This is a genomic window from Enterococcus malodoratus (assembly GCF_027659535.1).
GTDB lineage: Bacteria > Bacillota > Bacilli > Lactobacillales > Enterococcaceae > Enterococcus_A > Enterococcus_A malodoratus.
In genome coordinates, this window is sequence record NZ_JAQDPG010000005.1 from 116,187 (window position 1) to 130,931 (window position 14,745).

Below are 14,745 nucleotides of genomic sequence, written 5' to 3' on the forward strand. Positions count from 1 at the left end.
GTGCGACGCTACTAAACAAATGAAAACAGCGAAATCATTCGCTTCTTGCATTTGGTTAGTAGAGTGACAACACGCCAATCAAAGGTTTTTTTATTTTATCTGAGCTTGGCTCAGATGATTACTGAATTAAAATCATCAGGCTGATTCATTTATACTATATGAATTTTCTATCGTAAAAATTCAAAACAAAAAGTATAACTAGCAAAAAAAGTGAGATTCCTAGGAACCTCACTTTTAATAGTAGTACGAATTAACGACGTAGTCCTAGACGTTGGATTAATTCACGGTAACGTTGTACTTCGTTCTTACGTAAGTAAGCTAACAAGTTACGACGATGACCAACTTTTTTCATTAGACCGCGGTATGAATGGTGGTCTTTTTTGTGGACACGTGCATGCTCATTTAGTTGATTGATTTCTTCCGTTAATACAGCGATCTGTACTTCTGGAGAACCAGTATCTCCTTCATGGCGAGCAAAGTCATTGATGATTTCGTTTTTACGTTCTTTTGATAATGCCATGGTTTTCACCTCTTCCTTTTTTCTTCCTATGACTGAGTAAAGCGTTGGTGAATCGCCTAACCAAGTGATAGGTGGTGCGCTATGCACACTCTAACACTTTACTTTATTTGTTCTAAAAAATCAAGCTGTACAACAATTTAAGCCAATCTTTTAGAATCATTACAATCTTTTTAAGGAACACTATTATTGAAGACAGTTTTTTTACCTTACTTACTTTTTGTGTTAAACTAACGTGATGAAATACAGTATTGAGAGGAGATTTTTTAATGATCACTATGGATGATATAATTCGGGAAGGCCATCCGACATTACGGGCTGTTGCCAAAGAAGTCCCGATTCCTCCAACTGCTGAAGACGTGGAACTTGGAAAAGAAATGTTGCAATTTCTTAAAAATAGTCAAGACCCTGAAAAAGCAGAAGAATTACAGTTACGCGGCGGTGTCGGCTTGGCGGCTCCCCAATTAGATGTCTCAAAACGGATCATCGCGGTCCATGTTCCAAGCGTCGATCCAGAAAAACCGGAGAGCGGTATCAGCACCGTAATGTACAATCCTAAAGTCTTGAGCCACTCGGTCCAAGAAGCTTGTCTAGGCGAAGGTGAAGGCTGCCTTTCAGTTGATCGCGAAGTACCTGGTTACGTCGTTCGCGCTGCAAGAATTACCGTTTCTTATTTTGACGCAGAAGGCGAAAAGCATAAGATTCGTTTGAAAAATTATAACGCCATCGTAGTACAGCATGAGATCGACCACATTAACGGTATCATGTTCTATGATCATATTGACGAAAAGAATCCGTTGCAATTGAAAGACGGTGTCTTAGTCATTGAATAAACGAAAACACCATTCAGGCTGAATGGTGTTTTTCTTCATATAAAATTCCTTTTTCCGAAAGCGCCGCTTTGATCTCTGTTAGATCCTCCAGTGTTTCGTAGGCAATCGTGTGCAGATGAATCCCCGCAGTTAATTCGGACAAAAGTGTCACCTGCAATCTATCGGCCTCTTCAATGAAGTCCGAAACGTCTTGTTGTGATGCCAAATGCAATCCGCCGACTAATTCACCATATAAAGGATGTTCTACCACTACATCGATAACTTCACCGCCATGTTCAACGATTGTACGCAATTCATCTTCGGTCTGTTCGGGACTATGCTGTACCGCGAGCTTACTGATCAATTTTTCCGACTCGCGTTCCAATAAATAGCCGCGAGCAGTCGCAATAATATTTTCTCCTGCGGCTCTCAAAAGGGCCACATCCCCGACCACAATCTGACGGCTTACACTAAATTCTTTAGCAAAGCTCGTGGCACTGATGGGTTTTTCTGCTTGCTGCAACGCTTCTAAAATCTGTGCCTTGCGTCTGTCGCCATCAACCATACTATTCTAACCGCCCTTCTTGATATTTTCTTGACTGTTTCATAATATCCTTAAATGTCTCAACAATCGTTTCACGATAATTCTCATCTTTCACTAAATCGGCAACGTTTGCCAAGACTGTCTCCTCACGAGAGGTATCCAAAACAGCTTTTTTCGTTTGCGCTTTATAAGCTGTGACTTCACTAACCGCCGACATTCGTTTTTCTAACAATGCAATTATTTCACGATCGATGTGATCGATTTTTTCCCGCGCTTGAGTCAGTGCATCTTTGTCCGATTCCTCTTCAATCGTTTTGATGATCTGAGCGGGATTTCCACCTACTACGACATTCGCTGGAAAAGATTTCGTCACCACTGCACCAGCAGCAACGACCACATTATCACCTAGTGTTACACCGGGAATCACTACCGAAGACCCGCCAATCCAGACATTGTTGCCGATCGTGATCGGTTTGCCCAACTCTTGTCCGCTGTTCCGCTTTCCTGGCTCTAATGGATGGCTTGCTGTATATAGTTGGACATTCGGCCCAAACAAACAATTATCTCCAATGGTAATTGGACAAATGTCCAAAAAGACATTGTGGAAATTACAATAGAAATTTTCTCCTACAAAAATATTATAGCCATAATCAAAAGAGATCGTCGGCTCTACATATACCCGATTTTTAGTCCTGCCAAACGTTTGCTTTACAAGCTCTTCCCGTTTTTTCTTATCAGTCTCTTGGTTAATCCCGCGCAATTTAATACGAGCGTCTTTTCGATCTGCCACTAATTCAGGGTCGCCGGAGAAATATAATTTTCCGGCGATCATTTTTTCCTTCTCCGTTAATTCCACACATTTTCCTCCTAATATCTATTAAAAACATTCATTCTTTTTTTGAGTTGCATCCTATTCAACAAACTAGAATAACCAATTTCCCACCTAACTCTGCCAGCCAACGAACAGTTTACACTTTTTCAAAGACCGTTGTTCCATTCGTTTGGACAAAACTATACTCCCCGGTTAGTTGGATCGGTGTTTGATTGATCACTAATACATTCGTGTCTCTGCTTTTTTCATAAATTAAATCACAAAATGGGTGAACTTGGAAGCTTGTGCCCACGATCACTACAAGTTCCGCGTTTCTAACAGCCGCAATCGCCTGTTGAATCACAGCCTCTTCAAATCCCTCACCATACAAAACAATGTTTGGTCGGATTTGTCCCCCGCAATCTTCATGCTGAGCACTTTGTAAATACTCCGACCAATCCACTGATTGATGGCACTTGCGACAATAGCAATCATAAAGCGAGCCATGGAAATTCACTAAGTGCTGACTTCCAGCCGCCGCGTGCAGTCCATCAATATTTTGCGAAACTACCCAGACATCTTTTGTTTTTTCCATCTGAGCCATTGCCTGATGAATAATATTTGGTCGAGCTTTCTCGTGATATAAGTGTTTGACAAATTGGTAAAATTTCTCTGGTTCGTGAATCAAGCATTCATTACTCAACAAATACTCGGGCGCTTCCAGCCCATGATAAACACCTTGTAACGAACGATAATCCGGCACTCCAGAAGGCGTCGAGACACCTGCTCCCGTCAAAAATGTGATTTTTTTACTTTGCTGAATCATTTTTACCGCTTGATCGATTGTGATTTCCATTTCTGTCACCTCAAGGATTAGTATAGTATAAATGCGCGGTAAAATAAAAATAGTTCCCCAGTCAAACGACTTAGGGAACTATTTTTATCTACTTTTTAACTGTTCTAAAATTTTTTCGGTGGTTAGGCCAAACGCCGTTTGTAGAAAATCAGGTGTCCCAACTTGACCGAAGCGTTCGTTGACACCGATTCGTGTCAACGGTATCGCCAATCCATTATCCGCTAGAACCTCGGCTACAGCGCTGCCTAAACCGCCCGTAATCGAATGATTTTCAATCGTAATAACGGCTTTCTTTCCAATAAAACGTTCCAGCAGCAACTCTTTGTCCAGAGGTTTAATAGTAAACATATCGATCACATCCATTGAATTGCCTTCAGCCTCTAGCTTTTCCGCAACCTCTAATGCCTCGGAGACAAGCTGTCCGGCAGCCACTATCAAGTAATCTTGCCCTTCACACAGCAGATTTCCTTTACCAATTTCAAAAGCTGAGCCCGGTGCATAAACATTTTTTACACCCTTTCGATTACCGCGAACATAGTGTACCCCTTTTAATTTCGCAAATTCTTTGATAATCCAATCCATCTGTATCTCGTCTGCCGCATCACAGATTACTACCTCTGGAATCGAACGCAGCAACGCGATATCTTCCCAAGTAGTATGCGTCCCGCCGTTATGCCCAGCCGCAAAACCGGGATCAGAACCAAAGATATTGAGGGTATTCTCCCCGTAAGCTCCGGAAAGATAAATCTGATCTAACACCCGCCGTGTCGCAAATGGACCAAAAGTATGAATGAAAGGTGTGTAACCAGTCAAGCTCAGGCCAGCGGCTACACCAACCATGTTCGCTTCCGCAATCCCTACATTGATAAAACGGTCTGGTGTATTTTCCGCAATATCTGTCCATTTACTTGCACCGCCAAGATCTGCATCTAGAGCGACAACTTTTGGATCATTTGCCATCACATCTTTCAGTGCATCAACCACGGTCGCTCGTAATTCTTTTCCGATTTCATGATTATCTGCCAAGGTAAACATGTTACGCACGCCCCTTTCTTAGTTCCTCTAGGGCTTGGTTTGTAGCGATTTGAACAGCTTCACTAGCAAACTTCACTGAATGATTGGCGTCCATCTCCTCAAAGAATTTTACACCCTGTCCTTTGATGGTATCTAAAACAATGCAAACAGCCTGATCTTCAATTTTTTTGCAATCTTCGATGGCTTGATCGATGGCGATAAGATCGTCACCCTTAACTTTATGTGTGACAAACCCGAAAGCCCGCATTTTCTCTTCAATATCAAAAGGATTTAAAATATCTTGTGTCGTTCCATCTAATTGTTTTTTATTTTCGTCAATAATCACGATACAGCGGTTCAACTTAAAGTGGGCGAGATACTGAAAAGCTTCCCAGCACTGTCCTTCATTCAATTCCCCATCGCCGACGATCAAATAAACGTAATTCTCACTGCCCTGCATGTTCAAACCGGTTGCGATACCGGCTGCCAACGATGTTCCTTGTCCTAAAGAACCCGTGGTGGCGTCAACACCCGGCGTTTTTATGCGATCCGGATGTGAAGGCAAGTTTGTGCCGCCTTCATTCAAAGTCCACAACCATTCTTCATCAAAGAAGCCTACCGCTGACAATGCGCTGTATAACGCGGGGCCTGCATGCCCTTTTGATAATACTAAGCGATCTCGCTTTTCCCATTGCGGATTCTTTGGATCATAAATCATTTGTTTGCCATACAGCACCGCCAGCAAATCCGCGATAGAAAGCGAGCCGCCAATATGTCCCGAACCAACTTTGCGAATTGCTTCAATACTGTTGATACGAATTTTTGCCGCTAGATTTTCTAACTCTGCTATTAACTCTCTATCCATTTTGTTTTTCTCCTCTTATTCTGAGACAGCCTTTGATTTTTTGTTTTTTCCTAATACGGTCAAGCCAACCAGTACTGCTAACACAGCAACGATCCCTGAAATAACTGCGATCTGTCCGCCAGCATTCGCTAAGTTTCCTAAGAAGATGCCGACAACCCCATAGTCAGTATCCGAGAAGGTCGATCCTTGGAACCCTAAATCACCCATGACAGGCATTAAAAGAATCGGCATAAAGCTGATAATTACCCCATGAACAAAGGAACCAACCACCGCACCGCGTAATCCACCAGTCGCATTTCCATAAACTCCGGCGGTTGCGCCGCAGAAGAAATGAGGGACCACGCCAGGGATGATAACTGTCGTACCCGTAAGCACCATAATCACCAGACTTACAATCCCGCCGACAAAGCTTGTAAGGAAACCAATCAATACCGCATTCGGCGCATATGGAAACACGATTGGGCAGTCCAAGGCAGGAACTGAATTCGGGACCAGCTTCTCTGAAATCCCTTTGAAGGCTGGGACGATTTCCGCCAAGATCAAACGAACCCCAGCTAGGATAACGAATACTCCGGCCGCAAATGATCCAGCCTGCTGCAAGGAGTAAATAATATAGTTTGTTCCGTCACTCAAATTGGTTGAAACATAAGAATTCCCTGCAAATAGAGCAACGACTACATAAACGATCGCCATCGTAATCGTGATACTTACAGTTGAGTCACGTAAAAATGACAAGCCTTTCGGGAAATTAATATCTTCGGTCGATTTTTCTTTATTACCAACATATTTTCCGATCAGCCCACTCAAGGCATAACCAAAGTTCCCCGTATGACCCAAAGCGACGGTATCATTTTTAGTAATCTGCTTCGTAAAGGGCTGAGCAACTGCCGGGAAGATCGTATTGGCGATTCCTAATGCCAATCCGCCGAAAAGGACCAAAGGAACGGATCCCATTTTTGTTACGCTCAAAATTACACCGATCATACAAGACATATACAACGTTGCGTGTCCTGTTAAATAGATATATTTAAAGCGTGTGAAGCGAGCGATCAAAATATTAAAAGCCATTCCGACTAACATAATAAGTGCTGTATAGGTACCATATTTCGTTAACGCTAGTGCAACGATCGCTTCGTTATTCGGTACGACACCTTGCATATTGAAGGCTGCTTGGAACATCTCGCCAAAGGGTGCCAATGCCCCTTCGACTACACCAGCCCCAGCGGTCACAACTAAGAAACCGACAAACGTTTTAATTCCGCCCTTAACGATTGACGCGGTATCCTTCTTCTGCAAAAGATTTCCTAAAATAGCAATCAGTGCTACTAATAGTGCTGGTGTACTTGCGATATCGATTAATATGTCTAAAATCCCATTCATTTGTATTCCTCCTGTTTCCTTTTAAAGTACTCATTTTCAAAAAAGAAAATTGACTGCTCGTCACATCACCTGTAGTATCATTCCGTTTAATTAGAGCAAGCCTTTTTCTTCGCAAACGGCCTGTACCTTGGTTTTTAATTCATCCAGATCAATGATGCTGTCTAACACGACAACTTCTCCTAAATGCTGCGCACTGTCTGCTAGATCGGTCCCTACAAAAAAGACATCTGCAAGGTCTGGCGTCGCGCTTCCCATATCGTAATGAGCAACTTCGACATCAGTGACACCCAACTCTTGTAAAACGCTATTGATGTTCATTTCTACCATAAAACTTGATCCTAATCCTGATCCGCACACTGCTGCAAATTTCATCATTTATTCTCTCCTCTAGTTAAAATAGTTGTGATTTCTTCTTTAGTTGTTGCCGCTAATAGATCATCCAAATTTTCTTTATTGGATAATAATTTTGTCAGGCTGGATAGCGCTCGTAAATGCGCCTCGTTATCAACCGCAGCTAAGCAAACGAATAATTGAACCGCATGCTTTTCATCATCCAGTAATAAGACTGGGTTTTCTACTTTTAATAGCGACATTCCTAATGCCTTTACCCCATCTTCTGGCCGGGCATGCGGCAAAGCGATGCCTTTACCGATATGGATAAAAGGCCCATATTGTTTTACTTTTTCGATCATAGCATCTGCATATCGATCTTCGATTTTTCGGCTGGCCACTAGTGGCTTGGCAGCCGTACGAATCGCCGTTTCCCAATCAGCGACCTCATCGCAGATTTGGATCATTTCCGGGGTAATAAGTTCTGTTAGCATTGGACGATTGTCCTCCTTCTGCTCAATTAGTCGATTCATTTTCTTGTTCAACACTTTATATAGTTTTTCCTTGGTTACTCCACTTTTCAACTCGATATGAGGGCTCAATGCTTTGAGAATTTCTTCGGCACTGGGCATGGAAAAACCGGGGACAAGCAATTCTTCCTGGACTTGATTGATCAATTGATTTTTTTCTAATTGCGACATCAACGGTTTGACGAGATAGACTCGTTTTTTACTCTCCAAAGGGATAGTCGAAAAAACAACATCGTAATTTTCTTCCGAAACATTTTGCAATTGATCCACGGAACTGGCTTCTTGAAAACGAATCGTCGAGAACATTTTTTTCAGTTCAGTCTGTAAAATCAACGATGAGCTGATTCCGCTGGGACAGACGATCAACGCTCGTACATCTTTATCTGCGGCTTCCGCCTTTTGATTCGTGATCGCTCCGCCAAAGAGGATCGAAAAGAAGCCGACTTCTTCGATAGGAATCTTCCGCCCGACAACTTTTTCCAATGGATACAGTGCTTCTTTAGTGAAATCGAAAATTTCCGGATAATCCATTTGAATATTTTCGATCAAAACATTCGGCAGGTAAAAGCCAAAACGAATTCGAAAATAGGCCGGGACAAGATGATAAAACAAGTTCATCAGCAATTCGCGAAAATTGGAGAATTGAATCGCGGAGTAATTTTCCATTCGATGAATGATTTCAGCGGAACAGCTCAGCAGAAAATCTAATTGCAGATCCCGAATCTCGCCTTGCACGATCGTCATCAATGCGATCGTCATGTAACCCACTTCATACGGATTCCTTTCATTGAAAACCTCTTGAAGGAACAGCTCGCTGGCCTGGTAGGCTGTCAGTGATTCCAAAACGGTCATTTCAGACAAATTTTTCAACTGGGTTTCTTTGATCCGCTTGTAAGATAAACCAATCAATAAGCTGACCTCATCGATTCGGCTCGGTACGATTGTTAGTCCCAAGACACTGGTTTGTTCTTGGATGCCATCACGAACCTGCGCGTATAAAGTCAGATCATAGTGATTCAACCAATTAAACAAACTAAACTTTCCAGTCGTGTCTTGTAAAAGCTGTGCGACAAAATTTTGAGCAACACGCCGAATCTCCAACTCCGCTCCATTCAGGAAAAAGCCTTGCTTTCTGGAATAAACCAGTTCAATCTGTTGCGTAGCCAGATAGCTGCGCAGTTTTTTCACGTCGGCGATCGCTGTCCCTTTTGAGATTTCCAAAAAATCTTGAAAATGAAACAGTGACAATTCTTCGAAAGTGGAATAGCTCAACAAGTAAATCAACGCTTGCCGCTGCTCCTCGGAGTAAACAAAGTAATCTCGTGTTTCATTTACGAGCTTTCGCGTCCATTGTTCAGTCGCTATCGGTGCGATGAACACGCGCTGCTCTTCTGTGCCAGCAATTGTCTCAACGGTCAAATCTAACTCTGCTAATTGAGTCGCGAGCTCATTGGCAGACAAACCCGTTTGTTGAATTGCTTCTTTTAATGTTACGTAACAATTAAAATTGTTGGATAGGAGATAGCTCATCTTGTAATTCACTTTCTCCTCACCTCCTGACTAAAGTATAGGGTGTAACCGTTTTATTATCGATCATTCTTCAGTACAATTTACGTTTGAAAAATTCTTTTGATTGTACCGAAGCACTTTTTTGTTTATTTATGTAATACTTAATCGTATCATTGAGCCTTCAATTTTTCAGTTGAATTCTTTTAGTCAAAATGAAAAGAAAGTGGTTTTTCTCAAAGAAAGAGCTTTTTTTTCATTTTTTTGTCTTTTTGAACAATCAAATCTATGCAGATTAAAAATTTCACCCATTATTTTTGTTCGTTCCAAATGATTTCCATTGACTTTTTCATTTGTAGGCTTTAGACTGTGAAACATAATAACTGAATACGAGATGCCTCAAATCAATGAGGTAGAGGTCGCGAACCTTATTAACCCTATGGAGTGCAGAGACACGATGAAATAGGTCTAGGAAGTTTCGCCGAAATGTACAGAATTCTCTTTATTTTGTATGTTGGGACGCAAGCAAATAACTTGCGGACTGTCTTAGCAGTGATGCTAAGTTGCGCTATGTTTTTGTGAGAGGGAACACCATCTTCTTATTATCTGCAAGCGGCCTTATACACAAATCGGCGGCTTTTTTTGTTGCAGATTTTTCAAAAACACCCCTTACCCAATCTCGTCATTTCAAGAAAGGGAGAAATTATGAATAGAAGAAGATTTTCAGTTATCGCACTCATCGCATTATTTATTTCATTTTTAGGAGCCCCGTTAATCACGCGGGCAGACGAAAAAACACCGGAGGGAGAACTGCGGGTCGGCATGGAAGCAGGCTACGCCCCTTTCAACTGGACCCAAAAAGATGACCGTAACGGCGCCGTTCGAATTCAAGGCGACAAAGCATATGCTGGTGGTTACGATGTTCAGATGGCGAAAAAAATCGCTGATAAAATGAACCGTAAATTAGTGGTTGTCAAAACCGAATGGGACGGCTTATTGCCCGCTCTTCAATCTGGCAAAATCGATGCCATTATTGCGGGGATGTCCCCAACAGCCGAACGTCGCAAAGAAGTCGATTTCTCTGATCCGTATTATGAATCACAACTTGTTATCGTTACTCGTAAGGATACAAAATATGCAAAAGCTACTTCGATTAAAGATTTTGCTGGCGCGAAGATTACCGCGCAATTGAGTACTTTCCATTATGATGTTATCCCTCAGATCCCTGACGTAAATAAACAGGAAGCCATGGATAATTTTCCGGCAATGCGAGTTGCTTTGGAATCCGGTACAATCGATGGTTACGTCAGCGAACGACCTGAAGGGGTAACAGCTGAAAGTGTTAACTCTGATCTGAAAATGGTCGAATTTGATAAAGCAAATGGGTTTCAAACTAACCCTGAAGATGTTCAAGTCTCAGTTGGGATGCGCAAAGGCGATTCTGATATGGCCCAAGTCAATCAAACTTTAGCAGGCATCTCACAAGATGAACGCGTCAAAATCATGGACAAAGCGATCAAGGATCAACCGGCGACAGATGAGACACAAAGCGCTTCTGGTAAAAAAGAAAATGTCTTTGTTCGTATCTTGAAACAAAACGGTTCGATGTTCCTACGCGGGACTGGTGTGACCTTGCTGCTTGCAATTGTCGGCACGACTGTCGGTACCTTGATTGGTTTACTAGTCGGTGTTTTCCGCACCTTGCCTGAATCAGACAATAGTGCTAAACGCGGGCTGCAAAAAGTTTTCGGTTGGTTGCTGAATATCTACATTGAAGTTTTCCGCGGCACACCGATGATCGTTCAATCTGCCGTAATTTATTACGGTATCGCAATGGCCTTCGGAATCGATTTGAACCGAACCGCAGCTGCCTTGTTCATCGTTTCTATTAATACCGGTGCTTATATGTCCGAAATCGTCCGCGGCGGGATTTTCGCTGTCGACCAAGGACAGTTTGAAGCCGCTCATGCGATTGGGATGACACATGGACAAACGATGCGCAAAGTAGTCCTGCCGCAAGTTTTGCGTAACATCTTGCCGGCCACCGGGAATGAATTAGTCATCAATATTAAAGATACTTCCGTATTGAGTATCATCTCTGTTTCTGAATTGTTCTTCCAAGGGAAATCAGCAGCCGGAACGAACTACATGTTCTTCCAGACGTACTTCATTATTTGTGTCATTTACTTCGTCTTGACCTTTACCGCGACACGTATCTTGCGAGTCGTTGAGAAGAAAATGGACGGTCCTTCTGCCTATGTTCGTTTAGACGATGTAGAAGTAGCGGTTGGAGAAGACAAATAGTCAGTTAGCAGTATTCGAATGAAATAGGGAGGATTATTATGAACAGTATCATTGAAATTGAACGTTTGAAAAAAAGTTTCGGCGACAATCTCGTCTTAAAAGATATCAGTATGAACGTCAACAAAGGAGAAGTTGTAACCATCATCGGTGCATCTGGCTCGGGGAAATCAACTTTTCTGCGCTGCATCAATTTATTAGAGACTCCAACAGATGGAAAAATCATGTATCAAGGAGAGAATGTTTTAGCTCCAGGTTATAATTTGCCAAAATACCGCACCCACTTAGGAATGGTGTTTCAATCCTTCAACTTATTTAATAATATGAACGTCTTGCAAAACTGTATGAGCGGACAAGTGACCGTCCTAGGTCGTAAAGAAGAAGAAGCGAAAAAAATCGCGATTGAAAATTTGGAAAAGGTCGGCATGGATCGTTTTATCGATGCGAAACCAGCACAGCTTTCCGGTGGACAAAAACAACGGGTAGCAATCGCTCGCGCATTGTCGATGGACCCGGAAGTCATGTTGTTCGATGAACCGACCTCTGCTCTCGATCCTGAAATGGTCGGAGACGTACTGCGGATCATGAAAAAATTAGCCGAGAGCGGTTTGACGATGGTCATCGTAACTCACGAAATGGCCTTCGCCAAAGAAGTCTCCGATCGCGTGATCTTCATGGATCAGGGCGTCATTGCTGAAGAAGGATCACCCGAAGATATTTTTGGAAATCCAAAAGAAGCTCGAACCAAAGAATTTCTACACCGAGTACTGCATCCAGAACCTTAAAACAGAACTTGAAAAACAAAAAATCGCGGCAGAAGATTTCAGCTTCTGCCGCGGTTTTTTTTGCCAATTATTTTTTGATAGTATTGATCCGCTTTGCGATAGGAAACGACCCAGATTCCAGAAACTAAGAACCGGCCTAAAATTCCAATCGGTGGAAAAATAAATACACCGGCCAGAACGACCAGATTGATCACCATTGATAATCTGCTTCGTTGATCCCGATCTAAAACTTTTACTACATGGCTGTCTGGGTCATTCGCTTTGCTCAATTGCTTCGATAAAATACCATACGAAAAACTCCACATTGTATAAATCAGTACATAAGAAAATTCAGGCCAAAACTGGTTAGGATTCCGCCCCACCCAACTCGTTACAGCGGGACATAGAGTTAGCCAAAATAACCAAAAAATATTTGCCCAAATCACACGATAATTTATTTTTTCTGCCATCTGCATCATTCGATGGTGGTTTACCCAGATCACCGCGACAAAAATAAAACTAACGATATACGCGAAGAGCGTATTCGTTATACTTAATAATGAAGCCAGTGTTGGCGCGTCTGGTATCTGAATATCCAATATGAGAACTGTTAAAACGATCGCAACAACACCATCGGTAAATGCCTCTAAACGTGACTTTGTCATTTTCTCACCTTCTTTCTTAGAATAGCATGATAATTGCTTTTCCCTATATAATTTTACTCACTTTTTATTGGTTAATAACTGACAGTTTTATGTAAATAAAGTACAATATAGAAGAAATATACTTAAAAAAATTCAGATTAATGACCTAATTTAATAAAGGAGGAATACAGATGTTATATGAGGAACTTATGTTTGACGCGTCACTCCTCTTACGTTTTAATATTTTTAAATATTTAAACCAATCGACTAAACAAGTTCTAGCAATCAACCAATTGTCAGAAGATTTAGATTTAAACTACCAACAAAGTGTCATTGAACTAAATGAAATAGATCAAGAATTGGCAGAAATTCGACCGAATCACGAAACACTTATGATGCGTGCCGGCAAGGTGAATCTGGAAAATCTTAACGCTACTGTTGATGAGTATCGTTACCACTTATTGCAGCAGGCGGTACCTTTCCAATTCATGTTATACTTCTTAAATGAAGAAAATCCAACTATTGAGCATTTTTGTGAAAAATATTTTGTGAGTCGTTCCACCGTTTCACGTAAAATCGATAAATTGAAGAGACATTTAAAACGCTTCAATATCCGCTTTACATATACCGAAGCTGGGATGTCTGGGGATGAACGCTTGATCCGATTGGCACTATTTGATCTTTTATGGCTGGGAACTCGCGGAATCGAATGTCCTTTGGATGTTGATCAGCATCAATTGAGTCAACTTATTGACACGTACAAAGACTATTTCCCTTTGTCACGGACCTACTTTGGTTCACAAGAGATCAAATTATTTACATGTATCAATTTAATTCGTGTTAATAACAAAAAGTTTGTCAAATACGATCCGCGTTATAATTTCTTGATGAAGGACAATCCGTATTACGATTTTACTTCGTTACGCGAATTAGTGGATGTCCCAATGACAACACGTCAATTAAAAGGTGAATCGAGCTTTATCTATTTCTTAGCTCACTATTCACCGTTCTATACCATTCGTGACGATCAAAGTATGAAACAAACGATTCATGACTTTGATGCTCGACCAAATCCAGTCAACGATTTTGTCACAGAGTTCAGAAATTTCGCGAAAAAAGCGTTGTTCCCTGATCGCCCGGATATAATGGATGATCCATTAGTCGTTGCCAATATGTTAAACATTACCTTTGGCTACTTTATTTTCCGTCAGCCATTTCCAAGCATCATCGAATTGGTGATGGATCCAAATGAAAAACAAACACGCGGCGAATATATTTTATTCCAAAACATTCAAAACTTTATGCAAATGGCTAAAGACAATCCGTCATACAGCTTCGTCGGCTCTGTCCACCCAATGATCACACGGGCGTTCAAACGGTTGCTGCTGCCTTACTTCAACCAGTTCCCATATGCGCATAATTTGAAGGTCGGAATCGCGTTGGAACACAACGCTATCTTTGTCCGTGACTTGTATCGTTTCTTGGAAGATCTGCGCTTCATTGACGCGGAACCTTACGACATCTCATTGAAGGATGATTATGACTTGATCATCAGTTCTTCTTCATTGTTGAAAAAAGAGAAACCAAATATTCCTTTGTATCAATTGGACTTTCCTTACACGAAAAACGAACTTGTTCCACTGTACTTGGAATTACGTAATATTTACGACAAGAAAAATCGTGTTTATGAATAAAACGATGACCGAAGCGCAATGCTTCGGTCATTTTTTATTTTTGAACGGTTCCTTATAGAAATCGACAAAGAAAACCCATTTTTAGTTTTCGAGTATCATATTTGACCTGTCTAATAGAGAACGGATGTAATTTTTCAGTTTCTTTCGAACGAAATTAAATATTCTTTTCGTAAATAT

Annotated in this window: 14 protein-coding genes and 1 riboswitch; of the genes, 4 read left to right on the forward strand and 10 right to left on the reverse strand. The window is 41.5% G+C overall.

Going from position 1 to position 14,745, the window contains the following annotated elements:
* Positions 1–250: 250 nt before the first annotated feature.
* Positions 251–520, reverse strand: coding sequence for a 30S ribosomal protein S15 (rpsO, locus tag PGP85_RS09715; protein WP_010742732.1), 270 nt, complete (start codon positions 518–520; stop codon positions 251–253).
* Between the two features lie 266 nt (positions 521–786).
* On the opposite strand from rpsO, the gene def reads away from it, so the two are divergent.
* On the forward strand, positions 787–1,350 hold the full coding sequence (gene def / locus PGP85_RS09720) for a peptide deformylase (RefSeq protein WP_010742731.1): 564 nt from the start codon (positions 787–789) through the stop codon (positions 1,348–1,350).
* A 13-nt stretch (positions 1,351–1,363) separates the two neighbouring features.
* On the opposite strand, the gene PGP85_RS09725 is transcribed toward def, so the two are convergent.
* The 8 genes from PGP85_RS09725 to PGP85_RS09760 all read right to left on the reverse strand — a co-directional run bounded on the left by PGP85_RS09725 (position 1,364) and on the right by PGP85_RS09760 (position 9,201).
* Positions 1,364–1,894 (reverse strand): transcription repressor NadR, encoded by a 531-nt coding sequence (locus PGP85_RS09725; protein WP_010742730.1) that lies wholly within the window; start codon positions 1,892–1,894, stop codon positions 1,364–1,366.
* Between the two features lies 1 nt (position 1,895).
* The gene (locus PGP85_RS09730) at positions 1,896–2,729 is read right to left on the reverse strand and encodes a chorismate mutase (RefSeq protein ID WP_010742729.1); all 834 of its coding nucleotides are present in this window, start codon (positions 2,727–2,729) and stop codon (positions 1,896–1,898) included.
* A 112-nt stretch (positions 2,730–2,841) separates the two neighbouring features.
* Positions 2,842–3,540: an NAD-dependent protein deacylase gene (locus PGP85_RS09735; RefSeq protein WP_270327314.1), complete on the reverse strand. Its 699-nt coding sequence runs from the start codon at positions 3,538–3,540 to the stop codon at positions 2,842–2,844.
* An 84-nt stretch (positions 3,541–3,624) separates the two neighbouring features.
* Positions 3,625–4,575 carry a transketolase family protein gene (locus PGP85_RS09740; RefSeq protein ID WP_010742727.1) on the reverse strand — a complete coding sequence of 317 codons (951 nt, stop codon included), beginning with the start codon at positions 4,573–4,575 and terminating at the stop codon, positions 3,625–3,627.
* A gap of 1 nt (position 4,576) precedes the next feature.
* Positions 4,577–5,419 carry a transketolase gene (locus PGP85_RS09745; RefSeq protein WP_090407648.1) on the reverse strand — a complete coding sequence of 281 codons (843 nt, stop codon included), beginning with the start codon at positions 5,417–5,419 and terminating at the stop codon, positions 4,577–4,579.
* A gap of 15 nt (positions 5,420–5,434) precedes the next feature.
* Positions 5,435–6,799: a PTS ascorbate transporter subunit IIC gene (locus tag PGP85_RS09750; protein ID WP_010742724.1), complete on the reverse strand. Its 1,365-nt coding sequence runs from the start codon at positions 6,797–6,799 to the stop codon at positions 5,435–5,437.
* A gap of 90 nt (positions 6,800–6,889) precedes the next feature.
* Complete coding sequence (locus PGP85_RS09755) at positions 6,890–7,171, reverse strand: PTS sugar transporter subunit IIB (protein ID WP_010742723.1); 282 nt, start codon at positions 7,169–7,171, stop codon at positions 6,890–6,892.
* Positions 7,171–9,201: a BglG family transcription antiterminator gene (locus PGP85_RS09760; protein ID WP_251865304.1), complete on the reverse strand. Its 2,031-nt coding sequence runs from the start codon at positions 9,199–9,201 to the stop codon at positions 7,171–7,173. The genes PGP85_RS09755 and PGP85_RS09760 overlap by 1 nt, the downstream gene beginning before the upstream one ends.
* Positions 9,202–9,570: 369 nt before the next feature.
* A riboswitch (Lysine riboswitch) is annotated at positions 9,571–9,744 on the forward strand.
* A 126-nt stretch (positions 9,745–9,870) separates the two neighbouring features.
* Between PGP85_RS09760 and PGP85_RS09765 the strand changes: the two genes are divergently transcribed.
* Positions 9,871–11,469, forward strand: a complete 1,599-nt coding sequence (locus PGP85_RS09765; protein WP_010742721.1) for an ABC transporter permease subunit — start codon at positions 9,871–9,873, stop codon at positions 11,467–11,469.
* A 38-nt stretch (positions 11,470–11,507) separates the two neighbouring features.
* On the forward strand, positions 11,508–12,251 hold the full coding sequence (locus PGP85_RS09770; protein ID WP_010742720.1) for an amino acid ABC transporter ATP-binding protein: 744 nt from the start codon (positions 11,508–11,510) through the stop codon (positions 12,249–12,251).
* A gap of 38 nt (positions 12,252–12,289) precedes the next feature.
* Here PGP85_RS09770 and PGP85_RS09775 read toward each other — a convergent pair whose 3' ends face one another.
* Positions 12,290–12,895, reverse strand: a complete 606-nt coding sequence (locus tag PGP85_RS09775) for a TMEM175 family protein (protein ID WP_010742719.1) — start codon at positions 12,893–12,895, stop codon at positions 12,290–12,292.
* Positions 12,896–13,065: 170 nt separating this feature from the next.
* On the opposite strand from PGP85_RS09775, the gene PGP85_RS09780 reads away from it, so the two are divergent.
* Entirely contained in the window at positions 13,066–14,568 is a 1,503-nt protein-coding gene (locus tag PGP85_RS09780) for a helix-turn-helix domain-containing protein (RefSeq protein ID WP_270327317.1), read from the forward strand.
* Positions 14,569–14,745 lie beyond the last annotated feature (177 nt).

Coding starts and splice junctions, on each gene's coding strand:
- PGP85_RS09755 (WP_010742723.1), bottom strand. CDS start 7,171: ATGAAATTTGCAGCAGTGTGCGGATCAGGATTAGGATCAAGTTTTATG.
- PGP85_RS09745 (WP_090407648.1), bottom strand. CDS start 5,419: ATGGATAGAGAGTTAATAGCAGAGTTAGAAAATCTAGCGGCAAAAATT.
- PGP85_RS09765 (WP_010742721.1), top strand. CDS start 9,871: ATGAATAGAAGAAGATTTTCAGTTATCGCACTCATCGCATTATTTATT.
- PGP85_RS09735 (WP_270327314.1), bottom strand. CDS start 3,540: ATGGAAATCACAATCGATCAAGCGGTAAAAATGATTCAGCAAAGTAAA.
- rpsO (WP_010742732.1), bottom strand. CDS start 520: ATGGCATTATCAAAAGAACGTAAAAACGAAATCATCAATGACTTTGCT.
- PGP85_RS09740 (WP_010742727.1), bottom strand. CDS start 4,575: ATGTTTACCTTGGCAGATAATCATGAAATCGGAAAAGAATTACGAGCG.
- PGP85_RS09775 (WP_010742719.1), bottom strand. CDS start 12,895: ATGACAAAGTCACGTTTAGAGGCATTTACCGATGGTGTTGTTGCGATC.
- PGP85_RS09725 (WP_010742730.1), bottom strand. CDS start 1,894: ATGGTTGATGGCGACAGACGCAAGGCACAGATTTTAGAAGCGTTGCAG.
- def (WP_010742731.1), top strand. CDS start 787: ATGATCACTATGGATGATATAATTCGGGAAGGCCATCCGACATTACGG.
- PGP85_RS09750 (WP_010742724.1), bottom strand. CDS start 6,799: ATGAATGGGATTTTAGACATATTAATCGATATCGCAAGTACACCAGCA.
- PGP85_RS09770 (WP_010742720.1), top strand. CDS start 11,508: ATGAACAGTATCATTGAAATTGAACGTTTGAAAAAAAGTTTCGGCGAC.
- PGP85_RS09780 (WP_270327317.1), top strand. CDS start 13,066: ATGTTATATGAGGAACTTATGTTTGACGCGTCACTCCTCTTACGTTTT.